The organism is Arthrobacter sp. 135MFCol5.1 (assembly GCF_000374865.1).
Taxonomy (GTDB): Bacteria; Actinomycetota; Actinomycetes; order Actinomycetales; family Micrococcaceae; genus Arthrobacter.
In genome coordinates this window covers 100,071-126,193 of sequence record NZ_KB895459.1, presented here as the reverse complement: position 1 = coordinate 126,193, position 26,123 = coordinate 100,071, and the positions used below count along the sequence as shown (strand labels likewise).

23 protein-coding genes and 1 pseudogene are annotated in these 26,123 nt (G+C 62.2%); 12 read left to right on the top strand and 12 right to left on the bottom strand.

Annotated features, from left to right (window positions below):
* Positions 1-345: 345 nt before the first annotated feature.
* The 3 genes from C563_RS0113385 to C563_RS0113375 form a co-directional block, all read right to left on the bottom strand.
* Positions 346-1,203, bottom strand: a complete 858-nt coding sequence (locus C563_RS0113385) for an FRG domain-containing protein (RefSeq protein ID WP_231369897.1) — start codon at positions 1,201-1,203, stop codon at positions 346-348.
* A 635-nt stretch (positions 1,204-1,838) separates the two neighbouring features.
* Entirely contained in the window at positions 1,839-2,405 is a 567-nt protein-coding gene (locus tag C563_RS0113380; protein ID WP_018762573.1) for a recombinase family protein, read from the bottom strand.
* A 92-nt stretch (positions 2,406-2,497) separates the two neighbouring features.
* Positions 2,498-3,091, bottom strand: coding sequence for a hypothetical protein (locus tag C563_RS0113375; protein WP_018762572.1), 594 nt, complete (start codon positions 3,089-3,091; stop codon positions 2,498-2,500).
* 379 nt (positions 3,092-3,470) lie between these two features.
* Between C563_RS0113375 and C563_RS0113370 the strand changes: the two genes are divergently transcribed.
* Positions 3,471-3,806 carry a YegP family protein gene (locus tag C563_RS0113370; RefSeq protein ID WP_018762571.1) on the top strand — a complete coding sequence of 112 codons (336 nt, stop codon included), beginning with the start codon at positions 3,471-3,473 and terminating at the stop codon, positions 3,804-3,806.
* 148 nt (positions 3,807-3,954) lie between these two features.
* On the opposite strand, the gene C563_RS22920 is transcribed toward C563_RS0113370, so the two are convergent.
* Positions 3,955-4,272, bottom strand: coding sequence for a plasmid pRiA4b ORF-3 family protein (locus C563_RS22920; RefSeq protein WP_269208834.1), 318 nt, complete (start codon positions 4,270-4,272; stop codon positions 3,955-3,957).
* Between the two features lie 191 nt (positions 4,273-4,463).
* Positions 4,464-4,595, bottom strand: a pseudogene (locus C563_RS22915) (plasmid pRiA4b ORF-3 family protein); the annotation flags it as partial.
* A gap of 363 nt (positions 4,596-4,958) precedes the next feature.
* Here C563_RS22915 and bioB point away from each other — a divergent pair.
* From bioB to C563_RS0113305, 11 genes are all read left to right on the top strand, one after another.
* Positions 4,959-6,014, top strand: coding sequence for a biotin synthase BioB (gene bioB / locus C563_RS0113360; protein WP_231369896.1), 1,056 nt, complete (start codon positions 4,959-4,961; stop codon positions 6,012-6,014).
* Positions 6,011-6,268, top strand: coding sequence for a biotin synthase auxiliary protein BsaP (gene bsaP, locus C563_RS23030; protein ID WP_018762568.1), 258 nt, complete (start codon positions 6,011-6,013; stop codon positions 6,266-6,268). The genes bioB and bsaP overlap by 4 nt, the downstream gene beginning before the upstream one ends.
* A complete protein-coding gene (locus C563_RS0113350; protein WP_018762567.1) occupies positions 6,265-7,620 on the top strand; it encodes an adenosylmethionine--8-amino-7-oxononanoate transaminase in 1,356 nt (451 codons plus the stop codon). Before bsaP ends, C563_RS0113350 begins: the two co-directional genes overlap by 4 nt.
* A gap of 8 nt (positions 7,621-7,628) precedes the next feature.
* Complete coding sequence (locus C563_RS0113345; protein WP_018762566.1) at positions 7,629-8,801, top strand: aminotransferase class I/II-fold pyridoxal phosphate-dependent enzyme; 1,173 nt, start codon at positions 7,629-7,631, stop codon at positions 8,799-8,801.
* Positions 8,798-9,475, top strand: coding sequence for a dethiobiotin synthase (gene bioD / locus C563_RS0113340; RefSeq protein ID WP_018762565.1), 678 nt, complete (start codon positions 8,798-8,800; stop codon positions 9,473-9,475). Before C563_RS0113345 ends, bioD begins: the two co-directional genes overlap by 4 nt.
* Complete coding sequence (locus C563_RS0113335) at positions 9,472-10,692, top strand: cytochrome P450 (protein WP_231369889.1); 1,221 nt, start codon at positions 9,472-9,474, stop codon at positions 10,690-10,692. Before bioD ends, C563_RS0113335 begins: the two co-directional genes overlap by 4 nt.
* Before the next feature lie 181 nt (positions 10,693-10,873).
* The gene (locus C563_RS0113330; RefSeq protein ID WP_018762563.1) at positions 10,874-13,030 is read left to right on the top strand and encodes an amylo-alpha-1,6-glucosidase; all 2,157 of its coding nucleotides are present in this window, start codon (positions 10,874-10,876) and stop codon (positions 13,028-13,030) included.
* Between the two features lie 207 nt (positions 13,031-13,237).
* A complete protein-coding gene (gene cofD, locus C563_RS0113325) occupies positions 13,238-14,254 on the top strand; it encodes a 2-phospho-L-lactate transferase (RefSeq protein ID WP_018762562.1) in 1,017 nt (338 codons plus the stop codon).
* 66 nt (positions 14,255-14,320) lie between these two features.
* Positions 14,321-16,945 (top strand): bifunctional FO biosynthesis protein CofGH, encoded by a 2,625-nt coding sequence (locus C563_RS0113320; RefSeq protein WP_043424150.1) that lies wholly within the window; start codon positions 14,321-14,323, stop codon positions 16,943-16,945.
* 22 nt (positions 16,946-16,967) lie between these two features.
* On the top strand, positions 16,968-17,759 hold the full coding sequence (cofC, locus tag C563_RS23025) for a 2-phospho-L-lactate guanylyltransferase (RefSeq protein WP_081624170.1): 792 nt from the start codon (positions 16,968-16,970) through the stop codon (positions 17,757-17,759).
* Positions 17,744-18,532, top strand: a complete 789-nt coding sequence (locus C563_RS0113305) for a coenzyme F420-0:L-glutamate ligase (RefSeq protein ID WP_018762558.1) — start codon at positions 17,744-17,746, stop codon at positions 18,530-18,532. The genes cofC and C563_RS0113305 overlap by 16 nt, the downstream gene beginning before the upstream one ends.
* A gap of 177 nt (positions 18,533-18,709) precedes the next feature.
* On the opposite strand, the gene C563_RS0113300 is transcribed toward C563_RS0113305, so the two are convergent.
* From C563_RS0113300 to C563_RS0113270, 7 genes are all read right to left on the bottom strand, one after another.
* Positions 18,710-19,324 (bottom strand): TetR/AcrR family transcriptional regulator, encoded by a 615-nt coding sequence (locus C563_RS0113300; RefSeq protein ID WP_018762557.1) that lies wholly within the window; start codon positions 19,322-19,324, stop codon positions 18,710-18,712.
* Positions 19,325-19,638: 314 nt separating this feature from the next.
* Positions 19,639-20,385: an SDR family oxidoreductase gene (locus C563_RS0113295; protein WP_018762556.1), complete on the bottom strand. Its 747-nt coding sequence runs from the start codon at positions 20,383-20,385 to the stop codon at positions 19,639-19,641.
* Entirely contained in the window at positions 20,372-21,073 is a 702-nt protein-coding gene (gene npdG, locus C563_RS0113290; RefSeq protein WP_018762555.1) for an NADPH-dependent F420 reductase, read from the bottom strand. Before npdG ends, C563_RS0113295 begins: the two co-directional genes overlap by 14 nt.
* Before the next feature lie 125 nt (positions 21,074-21,198).
* Complete coding sequence (locus C563_RS0113285) at positions 21,199-22,056, bottom strand: LLM class F420-dependent oxidoreductase (RefSeq protein WP_018762554.1); 858 nt, start codon at positions 22,054-22,056, stop codon at positions 21,199-21,201.
* 36 nt (positions 22,057-22,092) lie between these two features.
* Positions 22,093-22,449, bottom strand: coding sequence for an EthD family reductase (locus tag C563_RS0113280; RefSeq protein WP_018762553.1), 357 nt, complete (start codon positions 22,447-22,449; stop codon positions 22,093-22,095).
* Between the two features lie 84 nt (positions 22,450-22,533).
* Positions 22,534-23,565, bottom strand: coding sequence for an ABC transporter permease (locus tag C563_RS0113275; protein WP_026264800.1), 1,032 nt, complete (start codon positions 23,563-23,565; stop codon positions 22,534-22,536).
* Between the two features lie 4 nt (positions 23,566-23,569).
* Positions 23,570-26,038 carry an ATP-binding cassette domain-containing protein gene (locus tag C563_RS0113270; protein ID WP_196803350.1) on the bottom strand — a complete coding sequence of 823 codons (2,469 nt, stop codon included), beginning with the start codon at positions 26,036-26,038 and terminating at the stop codon, positions 23,570-23,572.
* Positions 26,039-26,123 lie beyond the last annotated feature (85 nt).

Genomic DNA, 26,123 nt, shown 5'->3' with positions numbered 1-26,123 from the left:
CGTTCAATATCCACTAGCTCCCAGCGGCAGAGCCCTTGAAGCTCCTCGGGGTTGCCTCCCATTAGCCAGCGAGGTATGAAGACTTCGGCAGGCAAACTTTGGGGGCGGTATCGTTGCTTTGGCACCTGGGGGATCTCTCTTTTCTCGGCCGAAGCCGGTGTCGATTCGACAACCCCGTGACGTCTCCATTGTGTAGGCCTGGAAATGCCGTGTCTGAGGTTCATAACACACACCACACCCAGATTCGGCTTTGATTACAAGAACGGGGGGTTGAGCTTCTCTCTGTCCCAGTCAAACGGTGACTATTGATTACTTTTCCCGCTCAAATGCGGTCCGCAAGTATGGCTATGCGTTCTGCCAGTACTCAGGCATTGGAACAGGAAGGTCATCACGCGGGTTTCCGTCTGCGTTGAGTTCATCATTGAGGAGGCCTTGTCTTAGTGTGGCCACGAAGCCCGGCATGTCGGGATACATGGTGCGATGGGAGCGGTTGAAAGTTCGATCGAGGATTGGGAGCAACTGTCTCTTTATCTCGGGACTGATGACTATCCCTGCATACGAGAACCCATGCCAGCGGGTACCCCCTATATGGGCGTCGGGAGACTCCAGAGCTCGAAGTGTGAAGGGCAGCATGGGGGCCATGCTGCTCCATTGGAGCCCAACCACAGGCCCGTCCTGAGGCACATCCGGAAAGGTACCTGCCAAGAAGGCCCCTTCCTGCGCTTTCATACGTTCATCCTTCGGGCGAGGTTCGATAAGCAGCGGGCCCCCTATGGCCTGCGACTTCCGCATGGCGGAGATAACGGTTGCTTCCCGTGGCATTGTGACTGTGTCGTACGTCAGAGTAGGGATGTCCGAAGTGACTCTTGTAGGGGCGTCCGAGACGGTCATCACCACAAGTACGCCAGGCGCGTCCGCCAGGGTGCTGTCCGAACATGCAAACCAGAGTGCCGTCAACGGGTTGAAGGTCACGTCGATGAGCCGGGTGGGCGCGCCGTGGTGTTGAAGCATCGCAAGCAGATGCATATCCGTTACACTCCCGTGTTCGGATAGCCCGATGTCCCAGTTTCGAGCCACACGGAGGATCTGGAGTTCGCGACGCCGCAAATTGGCCTCGGTAATTTCCACTCCCTCTTTGCGGAGCGCGCGGACCAGTGTCGATTCAACTCGAAATGCGTGGTCGCCAAGGCCTCGCCAGATCACGCGGGTTTCGGACCCTAACCCGAAGGTCGCCCTGCCGATTATGTGCCAGAGTTCTGCGAGCGATTCCGGTCGGATCGCCCAGTCATCGGTCCAGGGACTAGGCTCATATGTCCGATCCTGACCGTCAGAGTTGCGGTTCCTATCGTCCTTCACTACATGTCTCCAACGGTTCGCGGGCCTCTGGTGAGTTTTTGTGGAACTCCTGCACGCTTTTAGCTGACGACTCTGGCCAGAGCGAAGCGCGTGTTCCACAATGTGCACCTGATTCAATCACGGTGCACTCGGAAACTTCCCAAAGAGCCGGCGGCCTCCTTGTACCCCGTCGGGGTCACGTCATCAATTACGCCCTTGGGTTTCTAGCTCGCGGTGACACCCAAAAGGGAGTGTGGGACGAACGCTATTCAACTACTTTTACTCGTCCTTTTCATAAGCCGATAACCGACGTTCTGTGAGGCTGAGGGAGGGCCGGACACTAGAGTACGCTACCCGCCACTGACACTGGGCAGCCGACGCCGACCGAAGGCCTTTGGACTTGGCGAAACTCCGGCCAAATAGCGGTTGGCCGAAGTTCCATGATCAACCTTGCAGGGTAAACCTTGGGGTTTTCTGGGAACGAGCAGGGGTGGGGGGAAGGTCTATTTCAACGCCGCTTGGCGGAGGTACTGGTAGACGGTTTCCCTGCTGGTTCCGTAGTCGCGGGCCAGGACAACTTTGGGGATGCCGCTGCCGGCGCGCTGGACGAGTTCGGCAGCGCGTTCCGGCGTCAGTGTCTTCTTCCGTCCTTTGTAGGCGCCGCGCTGTTTGGCCAGGGCGATGCCCTCGCGTTGGCGTTCCCTGATCAGTGAGCGTTCGAATTCGGCGAAGGCGCCCATGACGGAGAGCATGAGGTTGGCCATGGGGGAGTCCTCACCGGTGAAGACGAGCTGTTCTTTGAGGAACTCCACCCGAACCCCTCGTCTGGTGAGGCCTTGGACCAGGGCACGCAGGTCATCGAGGTTCCGGCCGAGCCCGTCCATGCTGTGGACGACCACGGTGTCGCCGTCGCGGACGAACCGCAGCAGTTCGGTCAGCTGCGGCCTTGCGGTGTCACGGCCGGAGGCCTTGTCGGTGAATACCCTGTCCAGGACGTGGCCCTCGAGCTGACGCCGCTCGTTTTGGTCGAGCGTGCTGACCCGCACGTAGCCGACGCGTTGACTGTTCACGGCCGCCTCCAACCCTTAACTTGTGGAATCGAGTGTCGGGGTGTGGCGGGGGAACGTCAAGGTCTGGGCGGCGGGGAGTGGGGTGATGCGGCTCAGTCGATGCCGTCGGCCATGTCGTCGAAGACCAGGTAGTCGCCGTGGGCCGGCTGGAACCCGAAGCTTTCCCAGTACCGCCGCAGCGCCGCCTTCCCGGCAAGGTATTCCGGGCTGCCTTCCATCGGGCCGTTGTCCGTCAATGGGGGAGTGGCCTCAATGATGACTTTGGTCGATGACCTGCCAATCGTGCTGAGAACGGCTTTCAGGATCGAGTGGCCAAGCTTGTTCCCGCGGAATTTCGGTGCGACTTTCAGCCATGACAGGATCATCAGATCCCCGCCCAAGCTCATCTCGTCGATCAGGTCTGGTCGGTTGACGGTGAGCATCTCGCCGACGTTGGCGACATCTTGGTTTACCGCGTCCAAAGTCAGGAAGAGGTCGATGATGCCGGCGTCCGGGACGATGTACAGCTCGGCCTCGCCGACGGCAACTTCCTTGCCATCGCCCTCATCCTCGTTGTCCCAAACCCGGCCCTTGACCTTCACGGTCCAGAACATAGGATAATCGTCCGGGTCGTGATGGACGCCGGGAACCCCGCGGAAGGTGCAGCGGTAGTCGTAGGTTAGGTACTCCGGGACCAGGTCCGACACGGAACTCCTTCGAGGGCTCGAGTCTGAGAGACGTTGGCTTGGCGCCGTGGTCTCGCCGCACGCAACGCGTCGGCAATTCCAACAATAGGGGCTCAAGCAGGGAGGAACGTCCTGGTTGATAACGCCGACGGCGCGCTGAGGGCGCCTCGGGGACGTCGCCCGAAGTGCGGCCGGGCAGACCGAGAGCAGGGCATCACTTCGGCTGGATGCCAGGGGAATCCCTTGCGCCAGCAGGCGTACCTACGGAAGACTCGTCGAACGCATGCTGAATTGATGAAAAATTTGGAGCGGGACACCACGAAAAGCGCCGGCAACGACGCCACGCGCATGGGCGGCAACGACGCCGTCCCCAGGGATCCCTCAGACCGAAAGGATCGCAATGGCCGGAATGTTCGAACTGTTCATCGACGCAGAATCAGCCTTCAGGTTCCGCCTGACAGCACCCGACGGCACCGTCATGGCCGTATCCAAACCCTTTACCACCAAGACCGACGCCGTCGCAGGGATTGCCGCCGTCCGCGAGTACGCCGGCATGGGCCTGATCACCGACTCCTCTAGAACCCTGCACGATATCGAACATCGAGCCTACGATGACCCGCCTGCTCCAACCGACTCCCAACGGGTTCCAAAGATCGACTTCCACGGGCGTGCCAGGGCGGTCCGCCGGGCCGTGTCCGGCCCACGCTGGGCCGGGGCCATACACAACCTTTCGTAAGCTTGAGGGAGGGCCTTTCCGCCCCCTTCTGACCAGCAGCTTGACATAAGGTACGATATCGGCCATTAAATAACGGGCGGGGGAGAGCCGTAAGAAGGGCATCTTTCCTGACCGCTGTTCGTTGAGTTTCCGGGTCCAATCCCCGGCCTCAGAACAATCTATCCAGCGTCCGGTTTACGTCGGCGATGTCCAGAAAAGCCGGGTCAAAAGGCTCAGTGGAACCGGTCATATCGGCCAACCAGGCAGAGTACTCGTCATGGTCAGGATGAGACGCGTCGGCCAAGGCATCCATGATCTCCTCATACCCGGGCAACCCGCCAGAGTCCTCCAACGGGCCGCGCCGGGCGCCGTCGACCAGCCGGGCCGGCGGCGCACCTTTCTCGGCCGGCCTTTTGGAGACCAGCTCGAGCCGGTGAAGCCAGCTGTCACCAAAGTCGTACTCGTAAAAGGCCACACCGGAGCCCAGCGCAAACAGCTGCTCCAGAGAACAATCCTCCTCGGGCCTGTCCGACGGTTCCTCGCAGTCTTGCCTTGGAAGCCACGCGAGGCTCCGGGAAGCTCTCCGTCGACTGGGCGCAACGGCGCAAACGGATCACTCGAGGTAAATCTGTGCAGGTGCGCGTCCTCCCAACCCAAGGCCGCCTGCAACACCCGATGGACCTGATTCAGCGTCATCGTGCTTCGGATCTCGAGCTGGCGCCAAATCCTAGGGTCGCTGTCGACGACCTCCACACGGACCTTCAGAAATGCGTCCTGTCCCGACCCAATGCCAGCCTCGGATTTGCCCATGAATTACTTGACCGTGACTACGTAAGCAGCCGCGAGTCGGTCCAGCGGTGCCTCCGCCATGCCAAGGCCGGGTGAAGCCCTCCCCTGCCGACGCAAGCTGCAGACGAACCCAAAGCAAGCAGCGCTAGCTCGACGCAACCTATGTTATCGCTGCGGCGGAAGGGCTGGGGAATGGCATAAAACTCGGCCAATAAATTGGTTGGCTGAGGCCTCAAAGTAGAACGCTCGTCTCCAACTCGGTTTGAAAACGCATCCGTCCGCCTGATGCACCAAAATCTTGTCGGAATCCGACAAAATGGCGGCACCTGCGGCGAACTAGCGTCTGCTAAGAGGAATATCACCGGCAACAAGGACCTATCAATGATGATTCAGACAGACGTTCCCACCAGCGACGAGATCAGCACCGCGACAAGCGCTGGCACAACTTATGAAATCCTGGAAATAGCCCGCGAGCAGGTCCTCGAGGACGGCATCGGCCTGACCCAGTCGCAGCTCGAGGAAGTCCTCCGCCTCCCGGACGCAGCGCTTCCCGCCGCCCTTCAACTGGCCCACGAGGTGCGCCTGAAGCACTGCGGCGAGGACGTCGAGGTCGAAGGCATCATCTCCATCAAGACCGGCGGCTGCCCCGAGGACTGCCACTTCTGCAGCCAGTCCGGCCTCTTTGACAGCCCGGTAAGAGGCGTCTGGCTCGACATCCCCGAACTCGTCAAAGCCGCCAAGGAAACCGCCGCCACCGGAGCCACCGAGTTCTGCATCGTCGCCGCCGTCCGCGGCCCCGATATCAAGCTCATGAACCAGATCAAGTTCGCGATCGACCGCATCAACGAAGCCGTGGACATCAACATCGCCTGTTCCCTGGGCATGCTCACTCAGCGCCAGGTGGACCAGCTCGCGGAGTGGGGCGTGCACCGCTACAACCACAACCTCGAAACAGCCCGCAGCTACTTCCCCGAAGTCGTCACCACCCACAGTTACGAAGAACGCCTGGAGACCTGCACCATGGTCAAGTCCGCCGGCATGGAACTGTGCTGCGGCGCCCTGATCGGCATGGGTGAAACCCTGGAACAGCGCGCCGAACTCGCCGCCCAGCTCGCCGCTCTCGAACCCCACGAAGTCCCCCTCAACTTCCTCAACCCCCGCCCCGGCACCCCGCTCGAAAACCAGGGCATCATGGACGGCAAGGACGCCCTGCGGGCCATCGCGGCGTTCCGCCTCGCCATGCCCCGCACCGTGCTGCGCTACGCCGGCGGCCGGGAACTCACCCTCGGCGACCTCGGCACCCGCGAAGGCCTCATGGGCGGTATCAACGCCGTCATCGTCGGCAACTACCTCACCACCCTGGGCCGCCCCGCCACCGCCGACCTCAACCTGCTGGTCGAATTGAACATGCCCATCAAGGAACTCCAGAAGACACTATGAATAGGGTTTCATCCGCCGGCCGCTCAACCGCCGGCAACCCGGCAGAAGCAGCCACCGCGAAGTTTTGCGGCCACTGCGGCGAGCCGTCCGACGGCGGTGACGGTCCGACGTCGGGCGTTCACCTCCGCTGCGGCGAGCAACTCACGCTGGAACCGCCGCGCTACTGCGCCGCCTGCCGGCGCCGCATGAAGGTCCAGGTGACACCGCTCGGCTGGAGCGCCGAATGCTCCCGGCACGGGGGGCTTGCACCATGACGGGCACGTCCATGGGCCTGACCGAGCGGGACCGCGCACGGTTGTGGCACCCGTACGCCCCAGCCTCCCCGAACCTTCCGCTGTGGGAGGTTGAGGCGGCCGACGGCGTGCGGCTGCGGCTTCGCGGCGAGGACGGCGCACGCCATGAGGTGCTGGATGCGATGTCCTCGTGGTGGTCGGTGATCCACGGCTACCGTAACCCGGTGCTGGACGCCGCCGCGCGTCGGCAGCTGGGAAGCTTCAGCCATGTGATGTTCGGCGGCCTCACGCATGCCCCGGCGGTGGAACTGGCCGAGCGGCTGGCGGGCATGGCGCCTTCCGCGCCCGGACGGCCGGGCCTGGAGCGGGTGTTCCTCGCGGACTCCGGCTCGGTGGCCGTGGAGGTTGCACTGAAGCTGGCGGTGCAGTTCCAGACCGCGTCCGGCAGGCCGTCCCGGCAGCGGTTCCTGAGTATCCGCGGCGGGTACCACGGCGACACGTTCGCGGCGATGGGGGTCTGCGATCCCGTGGACGGCATGCACTCCGCGTTTCCGGGCCTGCTGGCGGCGAACGTGTTCGCTCCGCGTCCCCCGGCTGCCGCGTCAGCCACGCCCGAGTCCGTAAAGGCGTGGGCATCCGAGCTCGGAGACATCGCGGCTGCGCATTCCGGGGAGCTGGCCGCGATCATCGTCGAACCGGTCCTCCAAGGCGCCGGCGGCATGCACGCCTACCCGGCCGCCTGCCTGACAGCGTTGCGGGAGGCGGCGGACCGGCACGGGCTGCTCCTTATTTTCGATGAGATCGCCACGGGTTTCGGGCGCACCGGCGAGCTTTTCGCGGCCGATCATGCCGGCGTCGTGCCGGACATCATGTGCGTGGGCAAGGCTCTGACCGGCGGGTACCTTACCCTCGCCGCCATGCTCTGCACGGCAGACGTTGCGTCGACGGTATCCGGCGGCCAGGCGGGGGCGCTGCTGCACGGCCCCACCTTCATGGGCAACCCGCTGGCGTGTGCGGTGGCCAACGCCAGCCTCGGCATCCTGGACGACGGCGGCTGGCGCGCCGACGTCGCCCGGATCGGGGCCGCCCTGGTTTCAGGGCTCTCCCCCGCCCTGAAGCTCAGGGCTGTCCGGGATGTCCGCACCATCGGCGCCGTCGGAGTCATCGAGCTGCACGACGCCGTCGACGTCACGGCGGTGACCGCCGCTGCGATCCGCCACGGGGTCTGGGTCCGGCCGTTCCGGAACCTCGTCTACACCATGCCCCCATACATCAGCAGCGCGTCGGACGTCCAGCAGGTGACCACTGGCATGGTTGCGGCCGTCACCGAAGTCCACGAACGCGTCTCGGCGCGGTCGGGAGGACCGGCATGAGCCATTCGATGACCCAGTGGCTTGAGCGGCAAGCCGCAGTCCGGGACCGCCGCGGCCTGATCCGCCGCCCGCTCCCGCGCGCCGCGGACGAACAGTTCATCGATCTGGCCAGCAACGACTACCTCGGGCTCGCCTCGGACCCTCGCGTCATGGAGGCTGCTGCGGCGGCCGCGTCGCTGTGGGGCGCGGGCGCAACGTCCTCGCGCCTGGTAGCCGGAACCACCCGGCTGCACCTGGACCTCGAACGGGAACTGGCCATGCTGGCCGGGATGGAAACTGCGCTGGTGTTTTCCTCCGGCTATCTGGCCAACATCGGTGTGACCACGGCGCTAGGCGGCCCCGGGACCCTGATTGTGGCCGATGAGCACTGCCACGCCTCGATGATCGACGGATTCCGGCTCAGCCGCTCCCGCACCGAATCGTTCACGCACAACGGCGTGGCGGAAGCGGGCCGGCTCCTGGCTGAACGGTCGGAGCCGCGCGCGCTGATCGCAGTCGAATCCATCTACAGCGTCCTGGGCGACGAAGCCCCGCTCGCCAGGCTGCTGGCTTTGGCCGAGGAGCATGACGCCGTGCTGCTCATCGACGAGGCCCACAGCCTCGGAGTCACCGGCACCGGCAAATTTCAGGGCCGCGGCTCGGTGGCCGGGACGGCCCTTGCCGGGCATCCAAACGTGATCGTGACGGCGACGCTGTCCAAAGCCCTGGGCAGCCAGGGCGGCGCAGTCCTTGGATCCGCCCTGCTGCAGGAACACCTCGTCAACCGGGCCCGGAGCTTCATTTTCGATACCGGTCTGGCGCCCGCCTCGGCCGCAGCGGCCCTCGCCGGCGTGCGGATCATCCGGGAAGAGCCCTGGCGGGCCGGGTCCGTCCGGGACAACGCTGCGGCGCTGGCCGCCGGGCTCGCCCCTGCCCTGGAGACACGTGGTGCCACTATCCACCGGCCCGCTGTCGAGCAAGCGTCGGGGGCCGTCCAGTCCATCGCCATGCCGTCGGCCGAATCGGCCCTGGCAGCCGCCGCCACCGCGCGCACTGCCGGCGTCCGGATCGGCTGCTTCCGCCCGCCGTCCGTCCCGGACGGGATTTCGCGGCTGCGGCTCACTGCCTGCGCCATCCTGACACCCGAGGAAATCGAAGACAGCTGCGCAGTGCTGCGCGGCATTTTGGAGGAACTTCCATGAACCTGCCCGCCATCATCCTGGTCACCGGTACCGACACCGGCGTCGGGAAGACCATCACGACGGCGGCCCTCGCCGCCGTCCTCCACGGAATGGGGCGCAGCGTCGCGGTGTACAAACCGTGCCAGTCAGGCGCAGCCGCCGGTGATTCCGACACGACCGAAATTGTCCGGCTCGCCGGTGTCGTGACAGCAGAAACCGGAGTCGTCCTGCAGGAGCCGCTGGCTCCTGTCGCCGCTGCTGCCGTCGACGGAACTCCGCTTCCCCGGGTTGTTGCGCATGCAGGCCGGGTCCGCGAGCTGGCTGCGTCCCACGACCACGTCCTGATTGAGGGCGCGGGCGGTCTGCTCGTGGAACTGGATTCCGGCGGCGGCACCCTGGCGGACCTCGGATCACTCCTGACCGCGGCATTTATGCTCGTCGCCCGGCCGGCCCTCGGCACCCTGAACCACACCGCCCTGACCCTCGAAGCGCTGGCCGTGCGAGACCTTCGGGTTCTCGGTGTGGTGCTCGGAAGCTGGCCCGGAAACCCTGACTTCGTCCACCACAGCAACCGGAAAGTGCTCGAGACGCTGCGGGTGCCTTTCCTGGGGGTGCTTCCCGAGGGGGCCGCGGAACTGTCCCCGGCCGATTTCCGAGCCGAAGCCGCTGCCTGGCTGAACGGCCTGCCCGCATGAACCCGGCGATGATGACCGCGGGTCCCGCGCCGCTGGTGCAGGAAGAGACGGACGTCACGGGTCAGACTGCCGGTGCCGACCGAGCGCGTTGCCCGTACCTCGTGGTGCGCGATCCTGACGCGGTCCGTGACGTACTGCACCGGCCCACGGACTTCAGTCCGGCAAATGCCTTGATCGCGGTAACCCCACTGGCAGGGCCTGCCCTGCGAGTGCTGCAGCGCGTCCGCTTTGCGCTGCCTCCAGTCCTGGCCAGCAACGACACGGACACGCACGCCGGGATCCGCAAGGTCGTGGCCGGTTTCTTCACTCCTGCCACCGTCGCCGCCATGGTGCCCCGGATCCGTGAACTGGCCCGGGAAGCGGCACAGAACACTGCGGACCAGCTCCACTCTTCCGGCCAAGTCGAATTGGTGCAGACTGTCGCGGCGTTTACCCCGGCGGTCGTGATGCTTGAACTCCTCGGGCTGCCCGTTCGGGACCTTGCGGATCTCAAAAGCTGGGGCCTTGACTCCATGGAGTTGTTCTGGGGGTGGCCCGACGAGGCCCGGCAACTTGAATTGGCCCGGAGCGCCGCCGATTTCTATGTCTGGCTGCGGAAGCTCGTCGCTGAATCCCTGACGGCGCCCGGACGCAACCTGTTCAAGTCCTTGGCGGAACACGGCCTGACCAGGCCGGAAATCTGTTCGCTGGGCTACTTCCTGCTGATCGCCGGACAGGAGACAACCACCCAGCTGATCAGCACCACCCTGTTCCGTCTCCTGGAGGGGTCCGCACCGGTGAGCTGGAAGAATGCGGCGTCCGAATCAGGCTCCCAGACCATGGTCCGGCACGTGCTGGCCACCGAATCGTCCGTCCCCACCTGGCGACGCGTTGCAGCCTACGACACGAACCTCGCCGGCGACCCGATCCCTGCCGGCGCCGAAATCCTCCTCGAACTGAGCGGCAACCACATCACCGCACCGGCCGCACCCGGAAGCTCATCTATTCCTGCCCAGGCGGCCGGGCACGGACAATCCACCGGCTACGGCTTGGTTTTTGGCTCCGGCATCCACCGCTGCCTCGGAGCTAAGCTTGCAGAACTTGAGGCCGCCATAGTTGTCCAGGAAGTCGCTACTGCGCTGACGGCAATCCAGTTGCGGGGCGATGAGCCCGAGTGGATCCGGCTCTTGTCCTTCCAGGCCCCCCGGACTATCCCAGTAATGAACGGAGTCCGCTGACCGCCCAGACAATCTCCGGGGATGCTGCGCCAGACCTCTGAGCGGAATGTGGACGTCCGTTCATGGTCTGGCACTGAATATTCTTCAGGGGTAGCTTCAGTTGAGAGGGCGGTTGGACAGGGACAAATAAGTCACAGTTCAACACCCGGTGCCGGGGCATCAGTCGCTTGAAGGAGCTGGAATGGCTGGATGGAATGCTGACACTGCTGCTGGACCCCTTGGTTCAGGCTCGGTCACTCTGGTGGAGGGGTCCTCGTTTTGCATCTCCGCCGCTAATGGCGATATCTCCCCGGACAGCCCTCAAGGCCTTTTTGTGGAGGACACGCGCATCCTGTCCCGTCTAAGTTTGATCGTAAACGGAGAATCGTTGGAGCCGCTGGCGGCCAATATCAAGGAGCCCTACCGGGCCCTTTTCGCCGGACGCGTTTCCGGCCCCGATGGCCGTGCTGACAGCCCCCTCATTGTCGAGCGGCTTCGCGAGGTCGGGTCGGGGATTCTAGAGCAGATCACCGTTCGGAACTTCTCGATGTCTCCTACTGAGTGTGTGATTTCCATACAAATCGACGCTGACTTCGCTGATCTCTTTGAGGTGAAAGAAGCACGAGTTCGGAGGCAGTGGGCAGAATCACGTGAAATACTCAATGACAGATTAGTTATCCTGTCTGCTTGGAGGGATATCCACAAAGGTGTGGTGGTGTCAGCCGAGGCGGCCGGTGTTGTCCGAGAAGGGCTGACGTACCGCGCCTCGATCCCTCCGCAGGGGCACTGGCGCACCACTATGAGGGTGTTCCCCACCCCTGGTAGCCGCGGCCCGATATCGGCGTTCACTGCTCCACGTCTTGGCGAACTGTCGCCCCAGGATCTCCGACGGCAGGAGTGGGTGACGAAGATCCCGGTGATCAACGTCGGAAACCCTTCGATTGAACGCACACTTCGACGAAGTTACGATGACCTCGGTGCGCTCAGAATCGAGGATCCTGAGCATCCCAGCCGGATTGTGGTTGCTGCCGGCGCACCTTGGTTCATGGCACTGTTTGGCCGCGACGCGCTTTGGGCATCGCTAATGGCACTGCCCGTCGACCCATCCCTGGCTTTCGGCACCCTTCAAACCCTCGCGGACCGTCAGGGCAACGTGGTGGATGCGTTGAGCGAAGAGGAGCCGGGAAAAATCCTTCACGAGGTGAGGCTTGACGTCTCGAGCAGCTTGGCGCTCGGTGGCAAGTCAGCGTACTACGGCAGTGTTGATGCCACTCCCCTTTTTGTCGCTCTGTTCGGCGAAATTTGCCGTTGGGGCTTCGCCAAAGAGACGATCGCGGACCTGTTGCCCCATGTCGATCGCGCTCTGGAGTGGATCCGGGATTATGGCGATAAGGACGGGGATGGATTTGTCGAGTATGCACGACTTAATGAACGGGGCCTGCTAAACCAGGGATGGAAGGACTCCTGGGACGGCATAAACTTTGCGGACGGGACACTGGCAGAGCCGCCGATCGCCCTGTGCGAGGTGCAAGGGTACGTGTACAGCGCTTATCTTGCGCGCTCCTGGATAGCACACGATGCGGGGGATCTGGCGCTTGCCGCTCACTATCGGGATCTGGGAGCTGAGTTGAAGAAGCGCTTCAACGAACAGTTTTGGCTCCCTGATCGCGGCTACTATGCCATCGCGCTGGATCGCGACAAGAAGCCCGTCGATGCCTGCGCTTCCAACATGGGTCAGTGTCTGTTGTTTGGCATCGCGGATCAAGACAAGGCTGCGCTCGTCACTGAGCAGCTCATGTCTCCTGAAATGTTCAGCGGGTGGGGCGTGAGGACGCTGGCTAGCAACATGGGCGCGTATAACCCCGCCAGCTACCACAACGGGTCCGTTTGGCCCCACGACAACGCGATCATCGCGGCGGGGCTACTCCGCTATGGCTTCGTTGAGCAGGCGCAACGAATCTCTACTGCCCTGTTTGAGGCGGCGGAGTATTCAGGAGGCAGGTTGCCCGAACTGTTCTGTGGCTTCAGTAGAAACCAGTTCGACCAGCCGGTCCCCTACCCCACGGCATGTTCACCCCAAGCCTGGGCCGCGACCACGCCGATCCAACTCATCAAGGGGCTGATGGGCTACTACGCCGATGTTGGGCGCGGCGGCGTGTGGCTTGATCCCGCCCTTCCGGAATCATACGGAGCCCTTCATATTGCGAATGCTCCTATGGCCTCGGGCCGGATAACTATCGATATCTTAGGCTCGACAGCCACAGTCCGGGGGCTTCCAGAGGGGATGGCCTTCCGCCATGGTGTTCGGCCTTGGGCTGCCGACCTCGTGGAGCGGAACAAGATGTCGAAAGAACCCTAATCTTTTCGTAATTGTCCATAACGGGGTTTCCACCGCCACCTAATGCCGGCTCTAGTGGCGCCCGAGTCGCCCCGACGTGCGCTTCAGCCCGTGACCGTTGACACAGTGAAGGTAGGGCGACATAATTTTGGGACTAACGAGCGATTGTTCGGAGACTTGTCCCGCGTTGCCTTCGTCGTGGATCCACAGCGGGAGGACGGACCTTCAATGAAGAAGAGAATCACTGTTTTGGCAGGGGGTGTAGGTGGCGCCCGATTTGTTCGCGGCTTGCTTGCTCATCTCAATGCAGCCTCTACGGACGGCGTTTCCAACAACGCTGCCGTTACGGTTGTTGCCAATACTGGGGACGACATGTGGCTGAATGGGCTGAGGGTGTGTCCGGACCTGGACACCATCATGTACACGCTGGGTGGTGCTGTGGACGAGCATCAAGGATGGGGGCGCAGCGGTGAAAGTCAGCGGACGTCTGCCGAAATCAGCGCTTACGGCCGGGGCTGGGACTGGTTCACCTTGGGTGACCTCGATCTCGGAACGCATATAGTCCGTACGGACATGTTGCGCGAGGGCCTGAGTTTGACGCAGGCAACCGAAGCGTTGTGCCGCCGCTGGCGACCCGGGGTACGTCTCCTACCCATGAGTGACCAGTCGGTGGAGACGCATGTCCGTCTTTCTCAGGGAACTCCGGAACACTCGGCTGGCGATCTTATCCATTTCGAGGAGTGGTGGGTGAGATACCGCGCTCTCGTTCCTGTGAGCGAGTTCGTCCAAATCGGCCTGGAGAAGGCTTCCGCGACACCTGAAGTCCTTGAAGCTATTAGGTCCGCGGACGTAATCCTCCTGCCTCCTTCAAACCCGGTTGTTTCAGTTGGGACCATCATGGCCGTTCCAGGAGTTCGCGACGCGGTCCGAAGCACCGCTGCACCGGTTATTGGCCTCTCTCCGATTATCGGCGGCTCGGCAGTTCGCGGCATGGCGGAGCAGTGCCTTGAGACGGTCGGGGTGGAGGCAACTGCTCTTGGAGTGGCGGAGTCTTATGGTGCCCGCAGCCGCGGCGGTGTTCTCGACGGATGGCTGATGGATGTGACGGATGAGGGATACCTTCCCTTGCTCGAGGAGGCCGGCCTCCAAGGGGCCACAGCCCCATTGTGGATGACCGACACCCCAACTACTGCCGCCATGGCTGCTGCCGCATTGGCCATGGCCCCACCGACCTCCCGCTCCTAACATCTGCAATTGACCCCGGCGGCGGGGTCGAGACATCTCCTAATTCCTACCTTTGGAGTCTTTATCATGACCGCGACTGAGACCTTTATCCCTGCTGAGAGTGCACTTCGAAGGGCACTGCGGCGCGCAAACGACGGGGTCACGCTGAACCCGGAGGAGGCACAGACGCTCCTTCATGCCCGAGGAGACAACCTGCAGCGCCTGATGTCTGCGGCATCCCGCGTGCGCGATGCCGGGCTCGAGCAGGCGGGTCAGAGCGGTATCATCACCTACTCCCGCAAGGTATTCGTCCCGGTCACCCACTTGTGCCGCGACCGATGCCATTACTGCACCTTCGTCAGCACCCCTGGCAAACTGCAGAAAGCCGGCAAAGGCATTTTCATGTCCCCGGATGAGATCGTAGCCCTCGCACGCAAAGGCGCCGAACTCGGCTGCAAAGAAGCGTTATTCACCTTGGGTGACCGGCCCGAGGACCGTTGGCCCGCCGCCCGGAAATGGCTTGACTCCCACGGTTATGACTCCACGCTCGACTACGTCCGTGCGATGGCCATCAGGGTCCTGGAAGAAACGGGGTTGCTTCCCCACCTAAACCCTGGGGTCATGACGTGGGAAGAGATCCAGAGACTGAAACCCGTGGCACCTTCCATGGGAATGATGCTGGAGACAACGGCTACCAGGCTCTGGGCCGAAAAGGGAGGACCGCATTATGGATCCCCTGACAAAGACCCCGCCCTCAGGCTGAGGGTCCTGGAAGACGCGGGTCGCTCCAGCGTCCCCTTCACCACAGGTGTTCTGCTTGGTATCGGTGAAAACTATGCTGAGCGCATCGATGCCATCTTCGCTTTGCGCGCCCTCCACCGCCGGTACGGGAACATGCAGGAAGTCATAGTCCAGAACTTCCGGGCAAAAGATGCAACTGCAATGATGGCCGCGCCAGACCTTGAAACGGAGGAGTACGCGGCCGCAATCGCCGTTACCCGCCTGGTTTTGGGCCCAAAGGTCCGCCTCCAAGCACCACCAAACCTTACCGACACGCACGAATTGGCTCTCCTGATCAGCGCCGGCATCGATGACTGGGGCGGAGTCAGTCCGCTGACTCCGGATCATGTCAATCCTGAACGGCCGTGGCCACACCTGGACGATCTGGCCCGCCTCACGGCCGCCAACGGCTTTACGTTGCGCGAACGCCTGACCATCCACCCCCGCTACGTCAAGGAAGAAGAACCTTGGGTCGACCCCCGCGTCCTCCCGCACGTTCGCGCCCTGGCGGACACTGACGGCCTGGCGGTCGAGGGAATGATCCCAACCGGATTTCCTTGGCAGGACCCCGACGTTGCGTGGGCAAGCGACGGGAAGGGCAGGGTCAACCTACATACAGAAATTGACACGATTGGCCGGACAAGTGACCGCCGAAGCGATTTCGACGGTGTCTACGGCGATTGGGCGGCGCTGCGGGAGGACGCGGACCGGAACCGCTCCCCCATCTTCTCCCCGGGGAGCACCGCGGCCGGCGAAATCCGGCAAGTCCTCAGGCGCGCGGAGAACGATCCGGCGGGTCTCTCAGACAGCGATTACCTCCGTTTGCTCTCGTCCGAGGGGCCCGAACTTGAGGCTCTGGCCGCCTTGGCTGACATGGTCCGGAAAGAGACGGTCGGTGATGAAGTGCGTTTCGTCGTAAACCGGAACATCAATTTCACCAATGTCTGCTACACCGGATGCAGGTTTTGCGCCTTTGCCCAGCGGCGTACGGACGCAGATGCCTACACTCTGTCCATGAAGCAGGTCGGGGACCGGGTTGATGAAGCGTGGGCAGTCGGCGCAACCGAAATCTGCATGCAAGGCGGAATCCATCCTGATCTACCCGGTACCGCCTATTTCGATCTTGCCCGGGAAGTAAAGAAACGCCAGCCCGGAATCCACCTGCACGCCTTCAGCCCCATGGAAATCGTCAACGGGGCCACGCGCCTGGGGATGTCCTTCAAGGAGTTCCTGACAGAGGCGCGCAGTGCAGGACTTGATTCAATTCCCGGTACTGCCGCGGAGATACTCGATGATGACGTCCGATGGATGCTGACCAAAGGCAAACTCCCCGCAGCAACCTGGATCGACATCGTCAAAACCGCTCATCAGCTCGGCATTCCCAGCAGCTCGACCATGATGTATGGACACGTCGACAACCCTGCGCACTGGGTAGGACATCTTCGAACGCTGTCCAGAATCCAGGACGAGACGGGCGGATTCACGGAATTTGTTTTGCTGCCATTCATCCACACAAACGCGCCGGTGTATTTGGCCGGAATTGCGCGCCCAGGACCTACCATGCAGGAAAATCGAGCAGTCCATGCCGTGGCCCGCCTCATGCTGCACGGGAGAATCGACCACATTCAGACCTCGTGGGTAAAGCTTGGGACGGAGGGCACCCAGCTCATGCTCCAAGGCGGCGCCAACGACCTCGGTGGAACCTTGATGGAAGAAACGATCAGCCGCATGGCTGGCGCCGACAACGGTTCTGAAAAGACGGTATCCCAGCTGGAGGACATGATCCGGGCCATCGGCCGAGTCCCTGTGCAGCGCACCACGACCTATGGAACGCCTACGGAGGAGCGGCTCAAAGTCGCCCGACAAAACGCCGACACAGGGTTCGCCGCTACCGGCAAGAACCTCCGCCTGCTCCCCCTCGCCGTGAAGTAGGTCTGCAGAAAGGAAACGACCCATGGTCAGCAACGGCTCGAGGGCGCCTTCCACTGGATGCTGCCACTCAACCCCTTCCAGCGTGGATGCCGGATGGTGGGTAGTCGTTCCCTACAAAGGGGGCCCCCACGGAAAGAGCCGTCTCCAGGGTCATTTTGGATCGGAACGACTCGGTCCTGCCCTCCGGCGGGACCTCGCGCTCGGCTTTCTGCAGGACACTGTCGCAGCGGCCGCTGCAGCTGCGAACGTCGCCCATATCGTCATCGTTTCCTCGGATCCCGCCGTCGACGTACTCAACGATCCAAAGGTCGAGGTGCTTCCAGATCCCGGGCAGGGCCTAAACGGCGCCGTAGCAGCGGGTTTCGCCCTCTCCCGGTCACTTTGCCAGGTCCCTGTTGCAGCGATAGCAGCTGACTTGCCGTGCCTCACCGTCGGGGATCTGGAAGACACACTTGTAGTCGCGAGGCGGCATCCGTTGGCCGTGGTCTCCGATCGGCAGGGTACCGGCAGTACCCTGATCTCGGCCCGGCCAGGCGTGGAAGTCCATCCCCGCTTCGGCCACCGTTCGTACGAGGCGCATCTGCAGGCAGGCCATAGGCCGCTGGCAAGCCCAGGCGGTTCCACCCTGCGCTTCGACGTGGACACCATCGAAGACCTCGCCATCGCCATAAGGCGGGGAGTGGGCGCCTACACGCGTGGCGTGCTGCTCTCTTCCGGACTCGTCCCATCGGGGGGCGTATCTGGAAACAACTCTGTCCCATCGCACCCGACAATGAACCTCACCTTGCAAAGGAAACCATGTCCGGTATCTTAATCACCGCCCTTGAAGGAATTCCCGAGGTCACATCCGGCGATGACCTAGCCGACCTTATCGGCAGCGCCCTTACGAGATCGCCTGAAGGAATCCAAGACGGGGACATACTTGTGGTCACAAGCAAAATCGTCTCCAAAGCTGAAGGCCGCCACGTGGCAGCCGTCGACCGGGAAGCAGCTATTACCGCCGAGACTGTCCGGCTTGTGGCAAGCAGGCCTTATCCTGGCGGGCTGACTCGCATTGTCGAGAATCGGCAGGGGCTGGTTCTCGCCGCGGCAGGTGTTGACAACAGCAACACTCCTGAAGGCACCGTTCTGCTTCTTCCGCTGGATCCGGACGCGTCGGCCCGACAGTTGTGCTCAGACTTGCGACTGCGCTTTGGCGTCAGGATCGCAATCATCCTCAGCGATACCCTTGGTAGGCCGTGGCGTGAAGGGCAAACAGACGCGGCAATTGGGGCGGCCGGCGTGCGGGTGCTTGAAGATTACCGCGGCACTCATGACCCGTACGGAAACCTGCTTTTGGCTTCGGCTGCAGCCGTCGCCGATGAGATCGCAGGCGCTGCTGATTTGGTCAAAGGGAAGTCGAAAGGGTGCCCGGTTGCATTGGTGCGCGGCCTGTCCCATCTTGTCATCGATGATCTCGACACGGCTGCCGGCACGGCGCGCAGCCTGGTACGACCGGCCGATAAGGACATGTTCAGGCTTGGAAGCGATGAGGCCTATTCCAACGGATACAAGGACGGCCAGCGCGCGGCATCCTCATGCCGGTAACTGGCGTGCAGCTGGAGCCATATTCGGTCGGAGACGGCCGCTTCCGGGTGCCCGGAGCTTCGGGTTCCCCGTCGTGGGTGCATCCTTGCCGGCGACAATCAGCCGGCAGCTGGGGAAGGCCACACCATGTCAGGACTGATGCAGGTGCTTCCTGTATTTGGGTGAGCTGAAATTCTGCTAGCGCGCCTGGTCTACTCTTGCGTCAGCGTCCGGAACGTTCAGTTCGCGGAGGGCCAGCTTCGTGTAGATGGCGACGATTTCATCGAGCTTCATGCGTCCACCTGGCTTGAACCAGCTGGCAATGTGTGTGGCCTGGGCGACGAAACTGTAGACGTGAATCTTGGCGTCTATGACGTCAGCGAGACCAGCTTTCCCGGCATCTTCGATGAGGTTTTGCAGGAAGAGTTCATATTCATGCCGCTTTTCGATAACGACCTCCCGCGCGGCTGTGGACAATGAACGCAGTTCGGCATTGCCGATAAAAACTTCCTGTGCCCGTTCAGCATGAAAAGTCAGGTGAGCAGCCAGCGCGGCTTGGAGTTTGTCGACTGCGTCTCCGTCTACCTTCACAGCCTCGCGGGCGCTGTCCAGCAGGTCGTCAATAATGCCGCCCATGATTTGCAGCAGAAGGTGTTCCTTGCTGTCGATATGGTTATAGAGGCTTCCCACCATGAGCCCCACCGCTGATGCAACCTGCCGCAGGCTCGTCGCATCGTAGCCGCGTTCGAAAAACAGCTTGGCCGCTTCCTCGCGGATGGCCTGAGCAGTGCCGCGTTCTGCCGTTGTAACCATGTGCATCACCTATCGTTTTGTCGATGCCCCCAAGCTTAACGCACGGACATTCGTTTGCTTAGTGTTGGCGATTTTCGCGTCGTGGGGTCCTCGGAGAGTCGATTCCATACTGTCCCGATGACGGACTCCTGCGCGGGCTGGCGACGTCTGCTGGGAGGACGTTCGAGCGCGCTTTTTCGCGCAGGAGATGTTGAAGACAAATGGGAAAGGCCCAGTTTGCCTGCTTCCTGTCCGGGTTTTTCCCCGGCCAGCGGCCGGGCTACCCATGTCGTGCACCCGGCCGCGTAGCGTGATAGGAAGACGTTATCGGAAGATCATTCCGCGGTGGCGATAGCGGGCAGCCCCGTGGTTTCGCCCCCGTCTGCAATGAATTCGCTTCCGGTTGAGAATGAGCTTTCGTCACTGGCGAGGAACACGACGAGGTTGCTGATCTCCTCGGGTTCACCTGCCCGGCCCTGGGGCACATGGCTGAAGTCCATGTATAGCCCGTCGATCATCTGGGTCCTGATGTTTCCTGGGTGTATGGAGTTCACCCTCACCCCGTAGGGTGCCAGTTCAATTGCGGCATTTTTTGTCAGCCCGCGAAGACCCCACTTCGACGATCCATATGCTGTGAATCCTGCGAAGCCCTTGAGTCCTGCGGTGGATGAGATGTTGATGATCGTCGACGGCGACGACCGCTTGAGTTCGGGAGCGGCTGCTCGGATCCCCTTAAAGGCTCCTGCCAGATTGATCCCTAGGACGAGTTCCCACTCCTCATCCGAGCACTGCTCGATGCCACTGTGCCTCAGCACACCGGCGTTGTTGACCAGGACGTTCAACGCGCCGAATTCCCGCACGGCCAGCGCAACGGCCTCATCCCAGTCGGCACTGTTGCGGACATCGAGGTGGACGAACCTGGCGCGCGATCCGAGGGAATCAGCGAACATCTTGCCACGTTCGTCATCAACATCGCCGATCACGACGTTGCCGCCGTGTTCGACGATGGCCTTGGCATGACTTGCGCCCATGCCCTGGGCGGCGCCGCTGATGAGCGCCACTTTGCCCTCAAGCCTTGGCATGTGCCACCTCCTGGACGTTGGTGAGGCCGATTCCAGCGTGCGTCTTGTACCTGCGGTTGACGGCGATAAGGTTGGCCGTGAGACCTTCCACGGCGGCGGCAGTACGCAGCTTTCCGGCATAGATGCCGCGCATCCCGGGAATCAGTCCGACAAGTTCCTGCACCTTTTTGGTGCTATCGGCGTCGTCCCCCAACACCATGACGTCCGTCTCTACAGTTTCTGCTGTTTGATCGGAAAGCAGTACGGACGAGACGTGGTGGAAGGCGGCCACGACATTGGACTCCGGCAGTAGTGCCTGTGCCTGCTGTGCAGCGCTACCTTCCTGCACAGGAGGGGCGTAAGCACCGCCCTTGTCAAAGGCCAACGGATTGACCACGTCGATCACGATCTTCCCGCGGGCGGCGTCACGTATTTGTTCGAGCGTTTCCCTGTGGGCATCCCAGGGCACGGCGACTACGACAATATCTGCGTTTGCCGCGCAGGCAGTCAGACCCGCGCCGGTGATGGAACGGTGCGTTGGCATACCGTTGCTGATTCGTGCTGCAGCTTCTGCAGCACGTTCTTCGTTGCGGGAACCAATGACTACCGGGAGGCCAGCTGCGGCCCATCTGTAGGCCAGGCCACCGCCGAGGGCGCCTGTTCCACCGAGAATGCCAATGGAAGGCAGCGAGGCGTTGTCGAGTTGCATGTTGATCCTTGGGGCTTGTTCAGACGATAGAGGGTGATCCCGTCATTGGGTGCAGGCGGGAGAGGACTCCTCCTTTGGCCCAATGACGGGATCAGTGCTTCGTTTTATGCGGTGAAGCCGGGGGCCTACTGCTGGAATTCCTGCATGGCCTTTGCCGCGGCTTCCAAATTCTGGAAGGCCTGGTTGGGATCGGACGGGTCAATCCAGAGGACTGCCCTTTCGATTCCCTGCTCGGCGTACTTTTCCAGCACCTTTGCGTCCGGGGGCGCCGAGGCCACAGCTACGCGCATAGTCTTCGGGTCGCGTCCAGCTTCCTCCACGATTTCCCAGAATTTGGGAAGCGTCTTTTCCAGGGTCGGGTCATCAGGCGGCGGGACGATGTAGAGGCCATCGGCCCATTCAGCCGCATGTTTGAAGGTGGTAGGACCGGCACCGCCGATGAACACGGCCGGACCGCCCGCCTGCTGCGGCTTGGGCCATGACCAACTCGGGGCGAGATGGACGTGTTTGCCCTCGTAGCTCGCAACGTCCTCAGTCCAGAGGGCACGCATTGCAGCAACTTTTTCTTTGACGATGCTGAAGCGCTGCTTCCAGATAACGCCGTGGGCTTCGGCCTCGTCCGCGTTCCAGCCGAGACCAACAGCGACGGTCAAGCGGCCGCCGGACAGGTAGTCGAGAGTCGCCAGCTGCTTGGCTTTCGAAATTGGGTCATGCTGGGCGATCAGGCAGGCGCCGGTGCCGATGTTCAGCTTTGTGGTCGCTGCGATGTATGAAAGCGTCACCACCTGGTCGTAGGTGCGCAGATAGAAGTTGGGAAGCTCCCCTCCCCCGTACGCGGCAGGGTAGGGGGTCTTCCTCGACGTGGGAAAGTGTGTGTGTTCAGGCACATACAGGGATTCGAAGCCGTAGGCTTCCATCTCCTGTGCGAACTTCACCGGATCCGGGCCTTCATCTGTGAAGAAATAGACTCCACCAATATCCATTGATCTCAGGTCTTTCTGTTGAAAAGCGGATGGAATTCAGTTGTTGTCGACGACGACGTAGTCCTCGAGGACGATAACGGAGTGCTTGCCCAGGAAATTGGGAACATCTGCCAGGGCCGCCTGTCCGGCTTCTGTGGCCCACCCCTGCTCCATAGCTTCCTGACTTTCGTATTCGAGAATGGCGATGCCATCAATGCCGAAGTCGTTATCCGGTTCGCCGTTCCCGGCCTCCGGGACGATGTGGCGCTGGACGTATCTGGTTACGCCGGGGACTTTGGACGCAAGAGGGGCGTGCGTGTCACGCCAGTAGGTGCTGAACTGTTCGAAGGACATTCCGGGTTTGCGGCCCAGAAGGGCGATGGTCTTCACCGGGCGGACGTTGTTGTCGGGCACGGGCTTTCCTTTCATTGGCGAGAATGGGTTGAGGGCGTGGCAGCCAGCTGCCGACGGGATATCGCGGGCCTGGGGACGGGCTTCCTAGGCAGGTTGTTCTTTTAGTGGCCGTCGCGGGGTGAGCCGCTTCAGGAGGGATTTTCCATGGACCGATTGCGACCCGACGGCCACTGCGATGACGGCTGCCTGAATCAGGAGTTGGGTCGACGAGGGGGCACCAAGCGACAGAACCAGCTGGGTCAGCTGGCTGAGGAAGAGCGCACCGATCGCGGTGCCCAGAATTTTGCCCCGCCCACCGTTGAGCGCCGTCCCTCCCACGACCACGGCGGCGATTGCCGGTAGCAGATACTGGTTGCCGACATTGGTATTCGGCGTACTGATGTAGCCGGCGAGCAGGACACCAGCGCCGCTGTAGCAGAGCGCAGCGGCAACGTAGCCGCTGACCTTGAGGCTGACCACCCGGATGCCTGTGATTCTCGCAGCGGATTCATTGGCCCCGACCGCAACCAGTCGCCGACCCCAGACTGTGTGTTTGGTGGCAAGTGCCACAATGACCACGAGAAGGATCGAGAGCCAGACCGTGTTGGACACCCCAACAGTTTTGTCCAGGGCAAAGTCCGAGACGGCCTGGGGAGCACGGGTTGGGGTCCCTCCGGAGTATGCAAGGGCTGCCCCCAACAGCAGGGCATTCATCGCCAGCGTGGCCACGAGCGGCGTCACGGAGAAAACAGCGATGACCAGACCATTGACCAGGCCGACGGCTACGGCGATGAGGGCGACGACGGCCAGCGCGAGAGGGACGTTGTCGGAGTTCTTCGCCGCGAATTGGGTACTGACGAGTGCGCCCATGGTCATCATGCCCGGGACGGAGAGGTCGATGCCTTTCAGCATTACTACGAGTGTCTGTCCGATGGCTGTGATGGCAAGAATGGCAGCGAAAGGGAGCAAGGAGTCGATCGAGCTTCGAGAGACGCTTCCCGGCGCAATGACCCAGCTTAGGAAGAATAGCCCCACGGTAGCGATGAGAATAGGCGAGCGGGTCATCGCCCCGGCCACTGAACGGGCTGCTTCCCCGGCGGTACGGCGAGGTGTGCCGGAGTCTTTGGTGATGGTCATGGTGCTACATCCGTTCCGACAGGGAGCGTGTCTTTGAGTAGAAGGCTGCCGCGGCAAGGGTGAGGCCGCCGATGAACCACTGTTGCCAGTACATCTGCAGCCCCAGGAACTGCACCACGGTATTGGCCTGGATCACGAGGACCGCTCCCATGATGGCGCCAATGAATGAACCGCGGCCGCCGAAGATGCTGGCACCGCCCAGGACGACAGCGCCGATGCTCGCGAGCGTGTAGCTGTCGCCAATGCTTGCGTTTCCGGTTCCTGCCTGCGCCATGAGCAGCAGTGAGGCGGGAACGACCAGGACCGAGCAGCCAACGTACGCGGTGAGTACCACCAGGTTGGACTTCACACCGACCTTTTTTGCCGTCACAGGGTTCGAACCCACTGCGCGGAGCCGGACCCCGAAGAGGGACTTGTGCAGGACTACCTCGAGTACGAGCGCGATGACGATCGCGCCAACGAGCATCCAGGGAACAAAACCCCAAGGGGTAGTGACCATCTTCGTGAAGTTTGGATCCATCCGGCCGCCCGGGAGAGGACGCAGCAGATAGGCGAAGCCTTGAAGTGCAGTGAAGGTGACGAGGGTCGCGATGAGCGGGGTTATCTTCACCACGGTAGTAAGGAACCAGTTAAGTACCCCTACCGCAACAGCTGCGAGAGTAACTATCAGGATGCCGATTGCTATGCCGACAGGTGAGCGGAACTCCGATAGTACGAACGAGCCGAGGACGACAAGGAATCCGGCGAGGGGCCCGACTGAGAGGTCTATCGCCCCGACCATCATGACCAGCTGTTGTGCTATGGCAAAGAACGCGAGGATAGCAACCAGCGGCAGGACCAGCCCAAAGTTGCGGGGCGTCAGGTAGAAACTGCTCTGCGTGGAGGCTACGATCCCGAGGACAATGGTGGCCAAAAGAAGCACGCCGCCTGGCATCAAATCATTCTCCGCCAGCTGTCGCCGCCACCTCTTCTGCGGCCGCTTTACGTCTGTTGAGACGCTTCGGTGCTGACTGGCGGTGAGGGCAGCTTCGGTGATTCTGCGTTCCGAAACATCGTCGCCTGTCAGTTCCTTCGCTGCCTGGCCCCGTGAAAAGACGACCACCCGGTCGCACAGTTCTTCGAGCTCGGCCGCTGATGAGGACAAGACGATGATGGAGGCACCCTGGGCTGCCGCCGCGCGAAGGATTTGGTAGATTTCGCCACGGGCCCCGACGTCGACACCCTGGGTCGGCTCATCAGCCAACAAAACCGGTGAGCCGCCCAGAAGGACACGGCTGAGCACGACCTTCTGTTGGTTGCCCCCTGACAGTGCGTCGATGTCGACTTCCGCAGAAGGTGCTTTGACCCGCAGGGACGAAAACTGCTGATTGACGGTTTTCTGCTCCTGCCGGGAGCGCACCACCCCGGCCCTTGCCAACTTTGTGATCGACCCGATTGACGCGTTTTCGCGGAGGCTCAGCCGGGAAAAAATGCCTTCGTTGTGCCGGTCATGGGGCAGATATACGATCCCATCGCGCATGGCGTTGGTTGTGCTTCCCAGCTTGATCTCGTTGCCGTTGATGGTCACCGTGCCGCTGCTTCGTGACAATCCTGCCAGGGCCCTCAGCGCGTCACGCTGTCCTTGGCCTTCGATTCCGGCGAAACCCACGATTTCACCGGCCCGGACCTCCAGGCTGACGTTGGAAAAACCGTGCCCGCTTAGCTCGTTGATTTTCAGCTGTACCGGTGCCGCCGCGTCAAGGGTCGTGGTTCGTGCAGCTTCCCGGGACTTCTGGTGCCCGACGACGAGATCGACGATGTCCTGTTCGGTCATCTCGGCCGCCGGGAAGGTGCCCTCCAAGGCGCCGTCGCGGAGAACAGAGATCGTGTTTGCGATTTTCTTGACTTCGTTGATCTTGTGGGAGATGTAGACCACGGCGCCCCCGCGGCGGACGACTGCATCGATGAGATGGAACAGTTCCTCGACTGCAGCAGGGAGCAGATGCTCCGTGGGTTCATCCAGCACGATGACCTTGGGGTCCTCTGCCATCGCCCGGGCAATTTCGACGACGAAGCGGGCGTCCGGTTTGAGGCTTCCCACCAGGGTTCGAGGATCGATGGAAGCAACGTTCTTCCAGCCTTCAAGGATACCTTCGGCCCAGCGCACCTGCTCGGCCACAGTGGGCCGGAGCGCCTTCGGCATGCCGAGTCGCATGTTTTCTGCCACTGTCAGGTGGGGCAGCAGCGCCGGCTCCTGGTAGACAATGGCCAGACCTTGCTCCCGGCTCCAACGGGGCGTCGGCGAATCAGTGACCGCGCCTGCAATCTCGACAGATCCCAAGTCGGGTAGAACAGCTCCAGCCGCGACCCCGACCAACGTGGACTTGCCGGCACCGTTTTCGCCGACCAGGGCGTGAACCTCGCCCCGGCGGACGTCTAGGGAGACGTGCTTCAGCGCATGAACGCCGGGGTAGCGCTTGTCGACGCCCTGCAACCGAAGAACTGTCTGGCCGTCGTCCGTCGTGGTGCGCAGCCCTTCCTGCGCCAGTCCCAGAGGGTTCTGTTGGATCACAGTGGTC

Coding starts and splice junctions, on each gene's coding strand:
- C563_RS0113320 (WP_043424150.1), top strand. CDS start 14,321: ATGACCGCGACTGAGACCTTTATCCCTGCTGAGAGTGCACTTCGAAGG.
- C563_RS0113275 (WP_026264800.1), bottom strand. CDS start 23,565: ATGACCATCACCAAAGACTCCGGCACACCTCGCCGTACCGCCGGGGAA.
- cofD (WP_018762562.1), top strand. CDS start 13,238: ATGAAGAAGAGAATCACTGTTTTGGCAGGGGGTGTAGGTGGCGCCCGA.
- C563_RS0113305 (WP_018762558.1), top strand. CDS start 17,744: ATGTCCGGTATCTTAATCACCGCCCTTGAAGGAATTCCCGAGGTCACA.
- npdG (WP_018762555.1), bottom strand. CDS start 21,073: ATGCAACTCGACAACGCCTCGCTGCCTTCCATTGGCATTCTCGGTGGA.
- C563_RS0113370 (WP_018762571.1), top strand. CDS start 3,471: ATGGCCGGAATGTTCGAACTGTTCATCGACGCAGAATCAGCCTTCAGG.
- bioB (WP_231369896.1), top strand. CDS start 4,959: ATGATTCAGACAGACGTTCCCACCAGCGACGAGATCAGCACCGCGACA.
- cofC (WP_081624170.1), top strand. CDS start 16,968: ATGGTCAGCAACGGCTCGAGGGCGCCTTCCACTGGATGCTGCCACTCA.
- bioD (WP_018762565.1), top strand. CDS start 8,798: ATGAACCTGCCCGCCATCATCCTGGTCACCGGTACCGACACCGGCGTC.
- C563_RS0113285 (WP_018762554.1), bottom strand. CDS start 22,056: ATGGATATTGGTGGAGTCTATTTCTTCACAGATGAAGGCCCGGATCCG.
- C563_RS0113335 (WP_231369889.1), top strand. CDS start 9,472: ATGAACCCGGCGATGATGACCGCGGGTCCCGCGCCGCTGGTGCAGGAA.
- C563_RS0113350 (WP_018762567.1), top strand. CDS start 6,265: ATGACGGGCACGTCCATGGGCCTGACCGAGCGGGACCGCGCACGGTTG.
- C563_RS0113300 (WP_018762557.1), bottom strand. CDS start 19,324: ATGGTTACAACGGCAGAACGCGGCACTGCTCAGGCCATCCGCGAGGAA.
- C563_RS0113345 (WP_018762566.1), top strand. CDS start 7,629: ATGACCCAGTGGCTTGAGCGGCAAGCCGCAGTCCGGGACCGCCGCGGC.
- C563_RS0113295 (WP_018762556.1), bottom strand. CDS start 20,385: ATGCCAAGGCTTGAGGGCAAAGTGGCGCTCATCAGCGGCGCCGCCCAG.
- bsaP (WP_018762568.1), top strand. CDS start 6,011: ATGAATAGGGTTTCATCCGCCGGCCGCTCAACCGCCGGCAACCCGGCA.
- C563_RS0113330 (WP_018762563.1), top strand. CDS start 10,874: ATGGCTGGATGGAATGCTGACACTGCTGCTGGACCCCTTGGTTCAGGC.